The sequence below is a fragment of the Mycolicibacterium novocastrense genome (assembly GCF_001570485.1).
Classification (GTDB): Bacteria; Actinomycetota; Actinomycetes; order Mycobacteriales; family Mycobacteriaceae; genus Mycobacterium; species Mycobacterium novocastrense.
In genome coordinates this window covers 26632-42747 of sequence record NZ_BCTA01000011.1, presented here as the reverse complement: position 1 = coordinate 42747, position 16116 = coordinate 26632, and the positions used below count along the sequence as shown (strand labels likewise).

Annotated in this window: 17 protein-coding genes; 11 read left to right on the top strand and 6 right to left on the bottom strand. The window is 65.6% G+C overall.

Annotation, left to right across the window (positions count from 1 at the left end; all coding sequences use genetic code 11):
- Nucleotides 1-33: 33 nt before the first annotated feature.
- The 5 genes from RMCN_RS03080 to RMCN_RS03060 are packed head-to-tail and all read right to left on the bottom strand — an operon-like array spanning nucleotide 34 to nucleotide 4553.
- Complete coding sequence (locus RMCN_RS03080; RefSeq protein WP_067387184.1) at nucleotides 34-435, bottom strand: nuclear transport factor 2 family protein; 402 nt, start codon at nucleotides 433-435, stop codon at nucleotides 34-36.
- Nucleotides 432-827, bottom strand: a complete 396-nt coding sequence (locus tag RMCN_RS03075; protein ID WP_067387182.1) for a Zn-ribbon domain-containing OB-fold protein — start codon at nucleotides 825-827, stop codon at nucleotides 432-434. The genes RMCN_RS03080 and RMCN_RS03075 overlap by 4 nt, the downstream gene beginning before the upstream one ends.
- Entirely contained in the window at nucleotides 824-1993 is a 1170-nt protein-coding gene (locus tag RMCN_RS03070; RefSeq protein WP_067387180.1) for an acetyl-CoA acetyltransferase, read from the bottom strand. The genes RMCN_RS03075 and RMCN_RS03070 overlap by 4 nt, the downstream gene beginning before the upstream one ends.
- Nucleotides 1990-3483, bottom strand: a complete 1494-nt coding sequence (locus tag RMCN_RS03065; protein WP_067387178.1) for a class I adenylate-forming enzyme family protein — start codon at nucleotides 3481-3483, stop codon at nucleotides 1990-1992. Before RMCN_RS03065 ends, RMCN_RS03070 begins: the two co-directional genes overlap by 4 nt.
- The gene (locus RMCN_RS03060; RefSeq protein ID WP_067387176.1) at nucleotides 3480-4553 is read right to left on the bottom strand and encodes an LLM class flavin-dependent oxidoreductase; all 1074 of its coding nucleotides are present in this window, start codon (nucleotides 4551-4553) and stop codon (nucleotides 3480-3482) included. The genes RMCN_RS03065 and RMCN_RS03060 overlap by 4 nt, the downstream gene beginning before the upstream one ends.
- Nucleotides 4554-4647: 94 nt before the next feature.
- Here RMCN_RS03060 and RMCN_RS03055 point away from each other — a divergent pair, with 94 nt between their 5' ends.
- The 7 genes from RMCN_RS03055 (at nucleotide 4648) to RMCN_RS03025 (ending at nucleotide 11118) form a co-directional block, all read left to right on the top strand.
- Nucleotides 4648-5490: a MaoC/PaaZ C-terminal domain-containing protein gene (locus tag RMCN_RS03055; RefSeq protein ID WP_084377075.1), complete on the top strand. Its 843-nt coding sequence runs from the start codon at nucleotides 4648-4650 to the stop codon at nucleotides 5488-5490.
- 2 nt (nucleotides 5491-5492) lie between these two features.
- Nucleotides 5493-6116 (top strand): TetR/AcrR family transcriptional regulator, encoded by a 624-nt coding sequence (locus RMCN_RS03050; RefSeq protein ID WP_067387341.1) that lies wholly within the window; start codon nucleotides 5493-5495, stop codon nucleotides 6114-6116.
- The gene (locus tag RMCN_RS03045; protein WP_064412613.1) at nucleotides 6106-6855 is read left to right on the top strand and encodes an SDR family NAD(P)-dependent oxidoreductase; all 750 of its coding nucleotides are present in this window, start codon (nucleotides 6106-6108) and stop codon (nucleotides 6853-6855) included. Before RMCN_RS03050 ends, RMCN_RS03045 begins: the two co-directional genes overlap by 11 nt.
- Nucleotides 6856-6928: 73 nt before the next feature.
- A complete protein-coding gene (locus tag RMCN_RS03040) occupies nucleotides 6929-7696 on the top strand; it encodes an enoyl-CoA hydratase-related protein (RefSeq protein WP_064348876.1) in 768 nt (255 codons plus the stop codon).
- Entirely contained in the window at nucleotides 7693-9342 is a 1650-nt protein-coding gene (locus tag RMCN_RS03035; RefSeq protein ID WP_084377073.1) for a class I adenylate-forming enzyme family protein, read from the top strand. Before RMCN_RS03040 ends, RMCN_RS03035 begins: the two co-directional genes overlap by 4 nt.
- The gene (locus RMCN_RS03030; protein WP_067387172.1) at nucleotides 9339-9989 is read left to right on the top strand and encodes a nuclear transport factor 2 family protein; all 651 of its coding nucleotides are present in this window, start codon (nucleotides 9339-9341) and stop codon (nucleotides 9987-9989) included. Before RMCN_RS03035 ends, RMCN_RS03030 begins: the two co-directional genes overlap by 4 nt.
- Nucleotide 9990: 1 nt before the next feature.
- Complete coding sequence (locus RMCN_RS03025; RefSeq protein ID WP_234787548.1) at nucleotides 9991-11118, top strand: acyl-CoA dehydrogenase family protein; 1128 nt, start codon at nucleotides 9991-9993, stop codon at nucleotides 11116-11118.
- On the opposite strand, the gene RMCN_RS03020 is transcribed toward RMCN_RS03025, so the two are convergent.
- On the bottom strand, nucleotides 11115-11924 hold the full coding sequence (locus RMCN_RS03020; protein ID WP_084377069.1) for an SDR family NAD(P)-dependent oxidoreductase: 810 nt from the start codon (nucleotides 11922-11924) through the stop codon (nucleotides 11115-11117). The two genes, RMCN_RS03025 and RMCN_RS03020, sit on opposite strands and share 4 nt — an antisense overlap.
- Nucleotides 11925-12118: 194 nt before the next feature.
- Between RMCN_RS03020 and RMCN_RS03015 the strand changes: the two genes are divergently transcribed.
- From RMCN_RS03015 to RMCN_RS03000, 4 genes are all read left to right on the top strand, one after another.
- On the top strand, nucleotides 12119-12730 hold the full coding sequence (locus tag RMCN_RS03015) for a TetR/AcrR family transcriptional regulator (RefSeq protein WP_064412609.1): 612 nt from the start codon (nucleotides 12119-12121) through the stop codon (nucleotides 12728-12730).
- An 86-nt stretch (nucleotides 12731-12816) separates the two neighbouring features.
- Complete coding sequence (locus tag RMCN_RS03010) at nucleotides 12817-13575, top strand: SDR family oxidoreductase (RefSeq protein ID WP_067387170.1); 759 nt, start codon at nucleotides 12817-12819, stop codon at nucleotides 13573-13575.
- Nucleotides 13572-14852, top strand: coding sequence for a DUF427 domain-containing protein (locus tag RMCN_RS03005; RefSeq protein WP_067387168.1), 1281 nt, complete (start codon nucleotides 13572-13574; stop codon nucleotides 14850-14852). Before RMCN_RS03010 ends, RMCN_RS03005 begins: the two co-directional genes overlap by 4 nt.
- A 165-nt stretch (nucleotides 14853-15017) precedes the next feature.
- Complete coding sequence (locus RMCN_RS03000; protein WP_067387167.1) at nucleotides 15018-15875, top strand: mycofactocin-coupled SDR family oxidoreductase; 858 nt, start codon at nucleotides 15018-15020, stop codon at nucleotides 15873-15875.
- Nucleotides 15876-16116 lie beyond the last annotated feature (241 nt).

The window sequence follows — 16116 nt, the reverse complement described above, 5'->3', positions numbered from 1 at the left end:
GCTGCGGTGATTCTACAACATGACGAAATATGTTCAGTCGTTCTGTTTCTTGACGCCCTTCACTTGATCGGCGAACAGCATCCGATCGAAATAGCACCGCTCGAGAATCAGTCCTTCGCCGTCGAATCCGAAAATGTTGACGCTGAGCATGTCGATGTCGGTGCCCGCGCAGGTCGTTCTGGTCTCCACCACCAGCCCGTCGGGGCCGTGATAGATCGCCTCAGCGGCGTAATGCATCCACGGCAACTCGTCCCACTGTCGCAGGATCATCGTCCTGACCGCCGCGTCACCATCGTAAACGGTTGCACTGGGCACGATTTCGTACCGGGGGTGAGCGAAGGTGGCCATGATCGCCTCGATATCGCGAGCGTTCTCGCCTGCGACGTGGCGCAGCACAATCTCCTCGCGGACCCTGCGCAACCGGTCCTCACTCATCGGGGTTCGAACGTCGGGAGGTTGCGCCCGTCGTCGAGCGGCATCCAGGCGACGAATACTTCGTCGCCCACCGACGGCGGTGGCCCGAACACGTTCGACATGATGCGCGCACCCTCCGCCAGGTCGACCAGGACGACCGAATAGGGCACCCGGTCGGCGAACGCCGGATGCGCGGCGCGGTGGTGCACGCTGACCGCGTGGACCACGCCCTGCCCGCTCAGTTGCTCCCACTGCAGCGCGAGGCCTCCGCAGTGCGGGCACACGTGGCGCGGGTACCACACCAGCCGTCGGCAGGCGTCGCAACGCTGCATGACCAACCGATGCTTTTCGGTCGCCGCCCAGAACGGTGCCGACACCGCACTGGGCTGCGGCACCGGGAACCCCTCGCTCATAGCACTGCCTCTGTTCCGATGATGACGGTGGAGGTCGCCGATAGCACACCGCCGGTGCCGTGTGCCAACGCGGTTTGCGCGCCGGGAACCTGTCGCTCACCGCATTCCCCCCGCACCTGGCGGACGGCTTCGACAAGCAGGAAGGCACCGAACGCGCCTGGATGCGTGTACGCAAGCCCTCCCCCGGTGGTTTGGCCGGGAAGGGCACCGCCGGGCGCGAGCACACCGTCGGCGACAAACGGTCCGCCCTCGCCCTTCTTGCAGAACCCGAGATCCTCCAAGGCCAGCAACACGGTGATCGTGAACGAGTCGTACAACTGCACGACGTCGATGTCGCCGGGACTCAGGCCGGCGGCGGCGAACGCCGCGCGTCCCGACACCGCACCCGGAGTCACGGTCAGGTCGGGCATCTGCGTGATCATGGCGTGCGATGCCGCCGACGTCGCGCCGAGCACGTAGGCCGGGTCGCCGAGGTCGCGGGCCCGTGCGGCGCTGGTGAGAACGATCGCGGCGGCGCCGTCGGTGACCAAGCAACATTCCAGCTTGTGGATGGGTTCGGTGATGTAGCCGGAATTCAGGACGTCGTCGACGGTGATCGGATCGCGTTGATTGGCGCGGGGATTGCGTGCCGCCCACCGGCGGGTGTCGACCGCGATCTGCGCGAGCTGTTCGGCGGTGGTGCCGTACACCGCCATGTGCCGGTTGGCGGCAAGCGCGTACGCACTGAGCGGAAGCATGACGCCGAACGGGGTCTCCCATTCCAGCCGTTCGGGGGTGGCGAACACCCCGAGGCCCTTGTCGCCGCGCTTGCGGGCCGCACGTGGAGTCGACGCGTAAACGATGACGACGGTTTCGGCGAGGCCGGCGGCGATCGCGGCGGCCGCGTGTTCGACGTACAGTCCGTAGCTCGCGCCCCCGGTCTGGGTGCCGTCGGTGAATCGCGGTGTGATGCCGAGGTATTCGGCCAGTTCGACCGAGTGCATGAGAGTGCCGCCGGTGCACGTGCACAGACCGTCGACATCGGAGAGCGACAGGCCCGCATCCGCGAGTGCCGCGGTGATGACGCGGGCCTCGAGCTCACGTAGCGGCATGTCGATGACGCCGGACGGCGACACCTCATCGGCCACGCCGACGATGGCGGCGGCGCCGCGAAGGTTGTCGTTCACGTCAGCTCCTGTTCGAAGAGTTCGCGCAGTGCGGGCTGGCTCACCTTCAGCGATGGAGTCCGGGGCAGCTCATCGACGACCAGCAGCCGCGCAGGCACCTGATATCGGGTGAGCCGCTGACGAACGAAATCCATCAGCTCCTCGGGTTCGACATGGGCGCCGTCGGCGAGTTCCACCGCGCCAACGGGCACAGCACCCAGTCGCCTGTCCGTGATACCGGTGACTCCCGCGTCACGCACGGCGGGGTGGCTGCGCAGGGCGTCGACAACATCGGCGGGGGCAACCTTGAATCCGCCGCGGATGATCACGTCGTCGGCGCGGCCGTCCACGAACAGGAAACCGTCCTCGTCAAGGCGGCCAAGGTCCGTGGTCCGCACCCATTCACCGCCGCGAGTCCGCACCTCGATGCGCCCTTGGACTCCGGCCGGCACCTCACGACCATCGTCGGTCGAGACGATCCGGGCCTCGCGACCGCCCTGCGGACGGCCGACGCTGCCCCGCTTGGTCTTCGCCCACTCGCGGTGCAACGCCAGGTTCCAGCCGGCGACGCCGCCGGCGAACTCGGTGGCCCCGTAGGACGGCAACACCGCGACGCCGTACCGGGCCTCAAAGGCTTCCTGCACGTCGACCGGCAGCGGCGCCGTGCCGGACGTGACGACCTGCACGCTGGAGAAGACGTCCGGCGGCACGGCCGCGTCGAGCACCATCGTCAGCGCCGACGGCACCAGGCTGACCGCCTTCGGGCGGTGCCGCACGACGAGATCGACGAAATCGTCCACCCGAAATCGCTCCAGCAGCGCGATCCTGCGCCCCTCGCAGATGTTCAGCAGGGTGCGGAACAGCCCGGACATGTGGACCAGCGGTGAGCTGACGATGGCAACCCCGGACCGCAGCCGAAGGTGTCCCGGTTCGCCGCTGCCGTAGTGAGCGCCCGCGGCGTCGATAGTCTGCTCAAACGCTGTATAGGACAGAGGGATTCGCTTTGGCGGTCCGGTGGTGCCGCTGGTGAGCATCTCGACCGCCACACCATCCTGCGCCGGACGGAACGGGCCCGGGCCAAGGCGCTCGAGCCCGGCGACCGTCTGAACCGAAGCCGGGTCGCCGGCCACTTGGAGACCGAGTGCACCCGTCGCCGCTGCGACGACGGAAGGACGCCGCCACTCCGCACCGAGTGCGATCACCGCGGGCAACCGCAGCTGCTCGATGTCGGCCGCCAACCGGGTGTCCCCACTCCCGGCATTGATCGTGACGACGCAGCCATTGACGAGTAGGACCCCGAGCAGCGCCGCCACCATGGCCGGGTGGTTGCGAAGGAGCAGGCCGACCGGTGCACCGCTGCCCAGCCCCGCTGCCGTCAAACGGTTTTCCACTGCGGACGCGATATCGCCGATCGTTTTCCAGTCGGTCCAACTGCCTTCGTACTCGATGGCCGGTGCGGTCGGATCCAGTGCCAACACGGCACGGATACGGGCTTCGATCTGCCGGCTCAAGCCGACGCTGCCGCGAGTTCGGTCGCCGCCGGAATCACCTCTTCGGCGAACAGCTTCATGGAATCGCGGACTTTTGCGCGGTCCATTGCCCCGCCCCGCGACATCCGCAATATCACGTTGCGCCATCCCATGTCGATGACGGTGCGCATCTTCTCGATGATTCGGTCCGGGTTGCCCATCAGGGTGAGATGAGAGTTGAGCACCTGCTCGTAACTCTGCTTGTCGTGCTTCTCGAACCAGTCGGCGTATGCCTTGTAATCGGCCGGGATGTCCCCGCCACGCTCGAAGGGACTCGAATACTTGCGGTGCGTCACGATGGACAGCTCGACGCTCTCGCGCGGATATGTCCGCGCGAACCCATCGTCTTCATGGCAGAACGCGTTCAGCAGGGCCCAGACGTTGCCGGTGGCCGCGGTGAGTCCCTTCTTCTCCTGTGTCTGAAGATAGATGTCCAACGCACCCTGCAGGTCTGGGTCGACCTGGTACGGGTTGCCGATGATGGCGCCGAAGCCCTTGTCCGCCAACCATTCGAAACTCGACGGCGTCTTCATCACCGTTCCCCACACCGGAATCGGCTGTTGCACCGGGCGGGGATGGATGGTGACATCCTGCAGTTGCCAGTACTTTCCGTCGTAAGTGACGTTCTCCTCGGTGAGCAACCGGTTGACGATCTCGACGCATTCCTGGTATCGAGCGGTGGCCTCATCCATCGGGATGCCGAACCCCTTGAACTCGTGGGCCTGGTAGCCCCGCCCGAAGCCGGCATCGAATCGACCCCCGCTGAGGTTGTCCGCCATGGCGATTCGTTCCGCGAGATGGATGGGGTCGTGGAAGGGCGCGACCATGCAGGCCGTGCCGATGCGGATCCGATCGGTCTGCGCGGCGATCGCCGCCGCGACCAGCGGAAGGTCCGCCAGGGCCCCATACGGCGAGAAGTGGTGTTCGGCCAGCCATACCTCGTCGTAGCCGAATTCCTCGGCCCAGCGCGCCTCCTCGAGCACGTTGGCGAATACCTCCGCATGGCTGAGGTGATTGGGTTTGTCACCGAGGATGAATACGCCGAACCGCACGCCGCTGCCTCCGCCGAGAATATAGTTGCAGTTACTGCGACTATATTGCACGATTGAACAAATATCGTCAATCCGTTCTATCACTGGAGGCCGCGTGACCGCACGTGCGACCCTCTCCCCCGCCGCGGTCGGCACCCGGCTGCCCCCGACGACACATCGCTGGATGCCCACCGATGCCATCCTCTACGCCCTGGGTGTCGGAGCACGCCCGCCTGCAGAGCGCCATCTGCTCGACGAACACGTCGGCCCCGCCGTGTTGCCGACCTATGCGCTGGTCGCCAACTGGTGGGCGGTCAAGGATCTGCGCGCGATACTCGACCTCGGCGCGTCTCCGATCGTGCATGCGGCGCAGTCCCTGAGCCTCGAGCGTTCCGTGGCCGCCAGCGGCGAGGTTTCCGTCGATGCCGAGGTGACCGCGCTGTGGGATACCGGCAAGCACGCGGTCATCGAGGTGACATCGACGGGCACTGACGCCGACGGTCCCCTTTTTCACGCCTCCTCGCAGACGATGGTGCTCGGCGAGGGCGGCTTCGGCGGGACGCGTCCGGCCTCGACCGCCCCGGCGCCGCACCGCGCTCCCGACGGGGTCTATGCCGACGAGGTTCGACCCGAGCAGGCGGCGATCTACCGGCTGAGCGGAGACCGCAACCCGTTGCACATCGACCCCGCCGCTGCCCGCAGATTCGGCTTCGACGATGTGTTCCTGCACGGTTTGTGCACGCTGGGCTTCGCGGCCAGGGCGCTGATCAACGTTGCCGGCAATGGTGATCCGGCGTCGCTCACCTCGATCAGCTGCCGCTTCGCCAAACCGGTGAAGCTCGCGTCCGAACTGCGCACCGAGATCTGGCGCGACGGCGCCGGTCCGGTTCGGTTCCAGACCCTGCAGGGCGATGTCGTTTCCCTCAGTTCGGGCACCGCGACGTTGACAGGATGCTGACCATGGACCAACGCCGCGCCCGGGGCCGACGAAACCGCGATGCGCTCATCTCAGCCGCCATCGAACTGTTCACCACCAACGGTTATGAGCAGACCACTGTCGAACAGATCGCCGAGCTGGCAGCCGTATCGCCGAGAACGTTCTTTCACCATTTCGCCGCGAAGGAAGACATCCTCTTTCACGGGTATGCCGAGCGCCTCGCGGAAGCCACGCGTCGATTTCGCGCCGTGGACAAGGGTTCTCTGGGTGACGCACTCGCCGAGGCCTCGGAAGCGGTCGCCGCGGCCATCACCGAAAACCCGGACATCTTCGTGGCCCGGGCCAGAATGTACCGCGACCTGCCTGCCCTGCGCGCCACGATGCTGCGAATCAACGACGACTGGATCGACCAGATGACGTCAGAGGTCGCGCGGTGGCTGAAGGCCGATCCGACGGTCGATGTGCGGCCGCGTCTGGCGGCCACGGTGATCAACGGCGCAAACCGGGCCGCGATCGACCTCTGGGTGTCTGGCGGCGGAGTGGGCGATCTGGTCGCGATGATGGCAGAGGCTGTAGCCCTGGTGCGACCGACCGTCAACCGAATCGAGCTGGACTCCAAGAACATTCGAGGCCGTCGTGTCGGATGAGACGCGACCGGTCGCGGTGGTCACCGGAGGAGCGCGCGGCATCGGGGCAGCAATCGCGCAGACGTTGCTCGACGCCGGCTACCGCACGGCCGTCGTCGACGTGAATGAAAAGGCGATCGCGCGCGCACAAGCCTCAGACGCCGCGCGGGACGGCCGACTAATCCCTCTGCTGCTGTCGATCACCGATCGGCAGGGGGTAGAGCGGGCGATGGGCGAGTTGGCCGCCGCTCACGGACCGGTCCGGGCGTTGGTCAACAACGCCGGAATGACTCTGCCCGGCAGTTTCCTGGACCAGACCGACGAGGACTGGGACCGCATCGTCGCCGTCAACCTCAAGGGCGCGTTCGTGATGGGGCAGGTGGTCGCGCGCCAGATGGTTCAGGAGAAGTCCGGGACGATCGTCAACGTCAGCTCGGTGTCGGCGCACGGCGTCCGGACCGGCCCGCCGGCCTACGCGGCCGCGAAAGCGGGTGTGGAGGGTCTCAGCCGCCTGATGGCGGTGCAGTTGGGCCCGTTCGGCGTCAGGGTGAACACGGTGGTGGTGGGAACCACGGAAACGCCGTGGCTGCTGTCGCGAAAGACCGACGACGAGCTCGATGATATGCGCGGATCGACACTGATGGGACGTCTCGGCGAACCGCAGGACGTCGCGCGCACGGTTGCGTTTCTGTGCTCACCGGCGGCCAAACACCTCACCGGCCAGCTCATCTCGGTCTCGGGTGGTCAGTGGATGCCGTAGTAACTCACAGAACGATGGAACATGCACTGATAGTCTGTTCATCACCGCATGCGGTTCGAGCCCAGGGGATTCGATGGATCTGAAGAGGATTCTATTCGACGTCAGCGACCACGTCGCGACGATCACCATCAACCGTCCCGAACGGCTGAATGCCACCGACGATCTGGCACGCACGGAACTCGGTTGGGCTTGGGGTCGGGTACGCGATGACTCCGACATCCGGGTGGCGATCATCACCGGCGCAGGCGACCGGGCGTTCTGCGCCGGACAGGACATCCGCGCCACCGCCGAAGGCGGAATTCGCAACAAGGTCCCTGGATCCCGGCTGCACCACAACGTGTGGAAGCCCGTCATCTGCGCGCTCAACGGTATGGCGGTCGGTGGGGCGTTGCATCAGGTCGCCGATGCCGACCTCATCATCGCCGCCGAGCATGCCGAACTGATCGACACCCATCTACAGGTCGGCAACGTGTTCGCGCTCGAGCCGGCGGTGCTGCTGCGGCGCATGCCCTTGTCGATGGTGATGCAACTGGGACTGATGAGCAGAGACGGCCGCATCACCGCGCAGCGGGGGCATGAGATCGGCCTCATCAACGAGGTGGTGCCGGCGCAGCGACTCCAGGAACGTGCCCGCGAGATCGCCTTGTCGATCGCCAAGCTGTCGCCGGCGACCGTACAGGCGTCGGTCAAGGCGATGTGGGCCAGCCTGGACGTCGGCCTGCACGCCGCCAACGACGTGGCCTACCGCTACGTCCTGCAGCACCAGATGACTCACCCCGACTATCACGAGGGGATGGCCGCGTTCGCCGAGAAGCGGGAACCCCGCTGGGTGGTCGAATGACGTCGATGCCACTGACGACACCGGTGTTCCGATACGAACCGCTCCCTTACGACGCGGTCCTACCGGCCATGCTGTCCGCCGTCGTCGGTGCCCACGGCTCGAACGATCTCGTGGTGACCGCCACCGCCGACGGCGCCGTGGAACGGATCACCTACGCCGAGGCGCAGACCCGTTCGGCCGACATGGCGGCCCGACTGCTCGCCAGCGGCGTCACCAAGGGCGTCCGCGTCGGCGTACTGGCACCCAACGGCGCCGATTTCGTCACGGCTTTCCTGGCGATCACCCGCATCGGGGCCGTCGCGGTACCGATCAACACCTTCTTCCAGCACGCCGAGTTGCACTGGGTGCTACGCGACGCCGACATCCACACCCTGCTCGCGGTGGAGACGCTGCTCGGACGAGACGTGCTCGACCGGATCGAGACCGCTACCGGCGAGTGGCAGGTGGTCAACGGACAACTGCGCACCGAGCGACTCCCCCAGTTGCGCAACGTCTTTCCCCTCGGTGAGACAACTCGCAGCTGGCCGGCCGGATGGCCCGACCCCGTCCCACCGAGCTTCCGCGAAACATGCGAGGCGACGGTGCGCGCCGCCGACGACCTGCTCGTCATCTACACGTCAGGCAGCACGTCGAATCCGAAGGGCATAATCCACACCCACGGCACGGCGATCACCCATTCCCGATTCATCGCGACCGCCCACGACTGGGACGCCGGCGACCGCATCTACGTGCCCATGGTGTTCTTCTGGGTCGCCGGACTGGTATTCGGATTTCTCGGCCCCATGCAGGTGGGCGCCACGATTCTCACGGAGCACAAGTTCGACGCGGGGATGGTATTGCGTCTTCTGGAAAGTGAAAAGGCAACCTACACAACGGGATTCCCGCATATCGGTCCGGCGCTTAGCAATCATCGCGACTTCGCGTCGACCGACTTGTCCACCCTGCGTGAGGGCTACCAACAGGTGCTGCTGGCACCCGGACGACGCACCCCGGACCCGTCGCTGCGCGTGGCACAACTCGGGATGACCGAGACCTGCAGTTCTCACACCTGGTGGCCGCCGCACGAGCAACTGCCCGAATCCAAACGGGGCTCGCTGGGCGTCGCCGCGCCGGGCTTTGAGCACAAGATCGTCGACGATGCCGGTAACGAGGTACCCAACGGCGTCACCGGCGAAATCTGTGTGCGTGGTACGGCGATGATGCGCGGAATGGTGGGCAAGCAGTGGCACGAGGTGGTCGACCGCGACGGCTGGCTGCACACCAAGGACGCCGGCTACCGTGACGACGACGGTCACTTGTATTTCGCGGGCCGCCTCGACGAGATGATCAAGACCTCGGGCACCAACGTCGCGCCCATGGAGGTCGAGGCCGCACTGGGACGAATCGAGGCGGTGCGCATCGCCTACGTCATCGGAGTTCCCGACGCCGACAAAGGCGCGATCGTCGGTGCCGCGGTAGTGCTCAACGAGGGGTACACGGCGTCGGCGGCCGATCTGGCGACCGAATGTCGAAAACGGCTTGCGGCATACAAGGTGCCGAAGAACTGGGTGATCCTTGACGATCCGAGCCTCCTCCCCTACACCACCACGAACAAGATCGACAAGGCGCGCTTGACAGCGTTGATAGCGGCCGGAGAACTCTGGTGACGTCCCTGACCGATCTCGAGGCGCGAATCGAACGCCTCGAAGCGCTCGATGAAATCCGCCAGCTCGCGGCGAAATACGCGGTCGCCTTGGACATGCGGGACCTCGACGCGCTGGTCAATCTCTTCGTCGATGACGTGAAAGTGCCCGGAAAACTGCACGGCCGTGCCGCTTTGCGCGACTGGTATGACACCGAACTCCGCCACAACCTGCTGGGTAGTGCGCACGGGGTGCTCGGACACGTCATCGACATCCATGACACCCTCACCGCCTCCGGACTCGTCTACTCCCGCAACGACCTCGAGACGGAGTCGGTGTGGGTGATCGAGATGCTCGCTTATTTGGACAGCTACGAGCGCCGGGAAGGTCACTGGTACTTCCTCAGGCGCACACCCCTGTTCTGGTACGAGTCCGATATCACCGACCCACCGGTGGGTGCGCAGAAGATGCGGTGGCCGGGCCAGCCCCGGCACGACGGAAACCTGCACGACGCGTTCCCGTCGTGGCGGGACTTCTGGGACGCCGATCCCGGTCGCCGCGGTACGCCGGTTCGCGCGCCCGCACCTGTCGGCGCGTGGCTGCGCGCCCTTCGCCGCGACAGCCCCGATCCTCGTGTCGACCCGACCGGACGCGAAGCAGGGAGCCGTTGAATTGTCCGGCATCACCGACGGTTTCGCAGGGACCGACGAGCAGGAAGAGCTGCGCCGGACGGCCCGCGCATTTTTCGAGCTGAAGTCACCCGAGCACGAAGTTCGCCGCGTCATGGAGACTCCCGAAGGCTACGACCGCGAGGTGTGGCGCCAGATGGCCGACCAACTCGGGCTCCACGGGTTGGCCATTGGTGAGGAATTCGGTGGAAGCGGTTATGGCTACGCCGAATTGGGCGTGGTCGTCGAGGAGTCGGGGCGTGCCCTGTTGCCAGGCCCGTTCTTCGGCTCCGTCGTGATGGCGGGCAGCGCCTTGATGTGCTGCGACGACGAGGGCGCCCAGTCTCGATACCTTCCACGCATCGCGACGGGCAAGACCATCGCCGCGCTGGCGCTGACCGAGCAGTCTGGCCGGTGGAGTGCGGAGACGATCCACACCAGCGCGCGTCGCCGCGGAACACAGTGGTTCATCAACGGCAGCAAGACATTCGTCTTGGACGGTCACGTTGCCGACCTGCTGCTGGTCGTAGCCCGGACGGACGCCGGTGTCTCACTGTTCGCGGTGGACGACACCGAGGGACTGTCGCGCCGGATGCTCTCGACGCTTGACGCGACGCGGCGCCAGGCCCGAATCGACTTCGACGACACCCCGGCCGAGTTGATCGGCACTGAGGGGCAGGCCTGGCCTGCGTTGTCCCACGCGCTCGACATCGCGGCCGCCTGTCTTGCGGCCGAACAGGTCGGGGGCGCACAGCGGTGCCTGGAAATCGCCGTCGGCTACGCGAAGACGCGCCGTCAATTCGGCAGGCCGATCGGGTCTTTCCAGGCGGTCCGGCACAAGTGTGCCGATTTGATGCTCGAGATCGAGTGCGCTCGAGGCGCGGCGCAATACGCGGTGCACACCGCAGCGCAGCGACTGGACGAACTTCCCGCCGCCGCCTCGCTGGCCAAGGCCTACTGCTCGGACGTCTACACCAAAGCGGCCGCGGCGAACATTCAGATCCACGGCGGAATCGGCTTCACCTGGGAGCATCCCGCGCACATGTACTTCAAGCGGGCGAAATCGTCGGAGCATCTTCTGGGCGATCCCGCCTACCATCGCGGCCTGCTCGCCGACCGGGTCGGGATCTAGAAGTCGGTCCCGCCATCGATGTTGATCGCTGCGCCGGTCATGTACGCCGCCCGATCGCTCAATAGGAAAGCGATCAACTCCCCCGCCTCATTCGGGCTGCCTCCGCGGTCGAGTGCCACCCGCATGTTCCAGGCGGGATTGCTGGACAGGTGGGTGTAGATCGCGTCTTCCTCCGGCACGTTGTACTCCGCTGCCCGCTGGGCGCGGATGAAGTCGTTCACCTCGGTGTCGAACAATCCAGGACAGACGGTGTTCACCCGGATGTTATCGGGCCCATGCGTTTTCGCGAGAATCTTCGACATTGTCAGGACGGCGGCCTTGAGCGCGTTGTACGGCGGTATCAGGACTTTCGGTGCGCGCACCGAATACGCGGCCGTCGTCACCACCGTGCCACCGCCGGTGCGTTGCAGGTGCGGAATGATCGCGCGGCAGGAGCGCACAGTCGCCATCAAGATCATCTGGTAGTACCAGTCCCACGATTCGTCGGTGTGCTCGAGGAACGGCCCCTGCTGCTTCATCGGGCCCGCTGTCACTGCCAATCCCCGCAGATCGCCGAGCCTGTCGGCGGCTTCATCGACGGCGCGCGCAACACCGTCGCCGGGGGCCGCGGCGTCGACGCTGATCCCCACCGCACGGACGCCATGTCGGCTGGACAACAGAGACGCCTTCTCGACGGCACGCTCACCGTCGCGCGCCAGTAGCGCCACGTTGGCACCGTCGTGGGCAAGTTGTTCGGCAGCGGCAAACCCCATGCCGGTCGTTCCTCCGACGATGACGAAGTTGCGGCCCCTCAACCCGAGGTCCACGACAAACCTCCCTCGTCATCTCGCGACACCCGCGCCCACGGAGTGTAACAATTGAACGTGATGTGTCACTATGATCAGTATCCGCCGAGCGTCTCCGCCTGCCGCCGGGGCGGTGCGCCGGAACGCCTGAACACGAGCTGTCACGTAGCATAGAAGGGTTCAAAACTGCTTGATCCCAGCGACGAGGGAGCGACATGGCGACTGAGCGGGCCACGGCCGAGCTCGACGAGCAGCAGGAGTCCGACCGCCGAGACCAGATCCTCGAAGCGGCGAACTTGTGCTTCTCGCAACTGGGGATCCAACGCACAAGCGTGCAGGATGTCGCCCGGGTTGCGAACGTGTCGCGGGGCACGGTGTACCGCTACTTCGAGGACCGCACGATTCTCATCGAGGCGGCCATCGAGTACGGCGCCCAGAAGTTCTACCAGGAAGTCGCGGCAGCGATGGCGAAGAAGTCCACGCTGGCCGAGAAGCTTGGCGCCATGGCCGAAACCCACGCCAGAATCCTGCTCGATCATCGGACGCGGAACCGCCTGATGGCTGACGACGCCGAATTGATGCGGCACATGATCGCAGACGGCGATTCGGCTGTACGGCGCACGACCGAGTTTCTCGTACCCTACGTGCGGGAGGCCCAGGAGCGTGGCGAGGTCGGGGCGAACATCGACGTCAAGGCCGCCAGTGAATGGCTTGCCAGGATCATCTACTCATTCTCGACGGTGAACAAAGCTCAGACCTTCGACATGTCCAAGCCCACCACTGTGCGTCGTTACGTCGAGAAGTTCGCCGTCAACGGCCTGCGCTGATCCTTCAATCGCGAACAGTAGTACATACTCTGTAATAATGTTCTATTTCGGGCCGTAGGCTTCGGGAGCATGAAAGCAGAGGTGGCATGGGTGAGCTGTCGCTAGCCGGCAAGAGGGTGGTCGTGGTGGGCGCATCCGCCGGCATCGGGCGCTCCTTCGCCGTACGGGCGGGCAAAGACGGCGCCGAGGTGGTCCTCGCCGCGCGCCGCGTCGACAAGCTCGATGAGGTGGTTGCGGAGGCGGGCCGTGGAGTGACGGTGGCGGTTGACGTGCGCAACTCTGCCGATTGCGCACGACTCGCCGAGGTGGCAGGTGAGGCGCTGGGCAAAGTCGACATCCTGCTGATCTCGTCGGGATACGCACCTCTGAAGATGTTTTCCGACACCGGCGCAGAGGACTGGCGAGATGTGTTTGAAACCAACGTGATCGGCGTACACGAACTCATCCGAGCCCACCTTCCGATACTCGACCCGACGGCGATCGTCGCTGCGCTGTCGTCGGATTCGGTGCGCCATCCGCACACGGCACTCGGCGCCTACTCCTCGAGCAAGGCGGCGATGGAGCGCTGCCTGGTCTCGTGGCGTCTGGAGAAGCCGGGATACCGGTTCAGCTGCGTGGAGATCAGCGGCACCGTCCCGACGGACTTCACCTCACAGTTCGACCCCGACCTGCTCGGCACAGCGCTCACCGAATGGCTCGCGCGCGGACTCGTCCAAGAGAGCCGAATGACGCCCGATGCTGTCGCAGACGTTCTCGCAGGCACTTTCGCCAGCGCCATCGACAATCCCGATGTCGGCCTGGAGTCCCTCGTTCTCAAATCACCGACGGGGCCGATGCGGTCATGACCGAACAAGTCGAGTCGGCTTGGCCGGCGCACCCCGACTACCGGATCGGCATCGAGCGCAGTCCCTTCACCGGGCGGGTGTGGCTCGGGAACCTGCTCGTCGCCGAGAGCGAAAAGTGCCTTGTGGTCACCGAAAGCGATCACGTCGACCGGCTGTACTTCCCGAAGGCGGACGTGCGCTGGGAGCTGCTCGAGCCCAGCGCGCACACGACCGTTTGTCCATTCAAGGGCCGCGCTTCCTACTGGAGCCTGTCGGCCGCTGGCCAATCGATCGACAACGTCGCGTGGAGCTACCCGACGCCGCTGCCCGAAGTTGCGGGAATCGCCGACCACATCTCGTTTTACGACGACCGGTTGCGCATCGTCGTCGTGGAGCCCTGGCCCGACGGGGCCTTGGTGTCTACGAGATTCCCGCTGTGGGGTGATGCCGCCGAGCTGGTGCGGCTCATCGACGTGGAACCGCGCGGCGACAACCACTTCGTCGGCCCTGCGCACGGCCCGACGCAGCGCGACGTCGTCGAAGGCGGACAGCTGCTCGCCGAAGCCATCGTCGCGGTGTCCAAAATCCTTCCCGAGCAACGGGTCACATCAGCATCGATGGTCTTCCTCAAGGCAGCTTCCTTCACCGCGCCGGTCGAGCTGTCCGTTGACCTGCTGCGTAAAGGTCGCACGTTCTCGACCGCCGAAGTTCGTGCCACGCAGCACGACACCCTCCGCGGCGCCGCCATCCTGCTTTGTGATTCGGGGTCCAGCGATGTCATCGGTCACGCGATGGCGATGCCGGACGTCCCGAAGCCGTCGGACGCCGAGCCGTTCGAAGGTTTCGGTATGCCCGGTCGCGAGATCCGGGTGGTAGACGGCGCGTACGACTCGAACCCCGATCGGGTAGGACCGCCGGAGATAAACGCGTGGGTTCGGTTCCGGGACGCACCCGACCGGTCCTACCTTCATTCCGCCTTGTTGGCTCAGTCCAGTACTCATTGGACGATCGCCGCGGGCATGTTGCCGCACAGAGGGTTTGGCGAGGCCCTTGCACATCGCACCTTGTCCACCGGGATCATGAAGGCCACAATCGCATTCCACGAAGATGCGGACGTCACCGACTGGCTGCTGTATACCAACCGCGCGTTCTGGGCCGGACGCGGACTGGTCCAAGGTGACGGCCACGTGTTCACGGAGGGCGGGCGGTTGGTGGCGTCCTACACGATCCAGGCGATGGTCCGTGAGTTCCATACCCGGCCGGAAGCCATGGGCCACGACGAACGCACCGCCATGTGAGGTAGGCGCCGATGGTCGCGAAAAAAACTGTTGTACCGGCCTTCTCATCGGTGTGCGCCCTGACGCCCGTTCGGCGGCGAGGCCTGTCAGCTGTATGACAGATTTACAGTCTGTGTTCTATCATCCAGCGGGGTGGGCCGACGTCCTAGCGCATGGGAGAGCTGAATGAACCGTCTCACAGGCAAGGTGGCAGTGATCACCGGCGCAGCGCGAGGCCAGGGGCGCAGCCACGCGGTACACATGGCCGATGAGGGCGCCGACATCATCGCCCTGGACATATGCGCAGACATCCCCTCCAACGAGTATCCGTTGGCCACCCCGGCCGACCTCGACGAGACAGCGACGCTGGTCGAAAAGGCGGGGCGGCGCGTCGTCACGGCCGCGGTGGATGTGCGCGACCGACCTACCCTGAAGAAGGTGCTCGACGACGCCGTCGCCGAACTCGGTGGCTTGCACATCGTCGTCGCCAATGCCGGAATCTGCCCGCAGGGCAGCCACATTCCGTACCGTGGCTTCATCGACGCGTTCGACGTGGACTTCGTGGGCGTGGTCAATACGGTTCACCTCGGGCTCGAGCATCTCGGGCCGGGCGGGTCCGTGATCGTCACCGGATCGATCGCGGGCCTGGTCGAGCAGAAGGATCTCGCCACCGGCGGCGGACCGCAGGGACCCGGCGGGGCGGGGTACGGCATGGCCAAGAAGATGATCCGCGAATACACGAAGGCGCTCGCACTCACGATGGCGCCACACGGGGTTCGCATCAACACGGTCCACCCGACCAACGTGAACACCGACATGCTGCACAACCTGCCGATGTACCGGACGTTCCGACCGGATCTGACGGACCCGTCGCGCGAGGATGCCGAACTCGTCTTTCCCGTCCTGCAGGCGATGCCCATCCCCTATGTCGAACCCGAAGACATCTCGCATGCCGTTGTCTACCTCGCCTCGGACGAATCGCGTTACGTGACGGGGCAGCAGTTGTTCGTGGATGCCGGCGCCAGCCTCAAGCTGGGTATCTGACGCGGGCCGCTCAGCGGGCGTTACGCGGGGAAATCGAACTGTTCGCCGACGGAACCCGCCGTCGCGGCGCGGCTCGATTTTCTGTACCGCGTGATCTGACCTCCGAGGTCGGGCATGTCGGCTACTGCACCGCGGCCGAACGCGCGATCTTGCATCGGCTCTATCCCGACGTGAGGCGACTTTCGCCCACCAGAGGCGGAGATCAGTCGACAAGTCGATCGCGAGCAAACTGCACGCCCTG

Bases quoted from the DNA above. Each gene is read 5' to 3' on its own strand.
- RMCN_RS03005 (WP_067387168.1), top strand. From the start codon at position 13,572: ATGACCGAACAAGTCGAGTCGGCTTGGCCGGCGCACCCCGACTACCGG.
- RMCN_RS03075 (WP_067387182.1), bottom strand. From the start codon at position 827: ATGAGCGAGGGGTTCCCGGTGCCGCAGCCCAGTGCGGTGTCGGCACCG.
- RMCN_RS03010 (WP_067387170.1), top strand. From the start codon at position 12,817: ATGGGTGAGCTGTCGCTAGCCGGCAAGAGGGTGGTCGTGGTGGGCGCA.
- RMCN_RS03015 (WP_064412609.1), top strand. From the start codon at position 12,119: ATGGCGACTGAGCGGGCCACGGCCGAGCTCGACGAGCAGCAGGAGTCC.
- RMCN_RS03040 (WP_064348876.1), top strand. From the start codon at position 6,929: ATGGATCTGAAGAGGATTCTATTCGACGTCAGCGACCACGTCGCGACG.
- RMCN_RS03080 (WP_067387184.1), bottom strand. From the start codon at position 435: ATGAGTGAGGACCGGTTGCGCAGGGTCCGCGAGGAGATTGTGCTGCGC.
- RMCN_RS03000 (WP_067387167.1), top strand. From the start codon at position 15,018: ATGAACCGTCTCACAGGCAAGGTGGCAGTGATCACCGGCGCAGCGCGA.
- RMCN_RS03035 (WP_084377073.1), top strand. From the start codon at position 7,693: ATGACGTCGATGCCACTGACGACACCGGTGTTCCGATACGAACCGCTC.
- RMCN_RS03050 (WP_067387341.1), top strand. From the start codon at position 5,493: ATGGACCAACGCCGCGCCCGGGGCCGACGAAACCGCGATGCGCTCATC.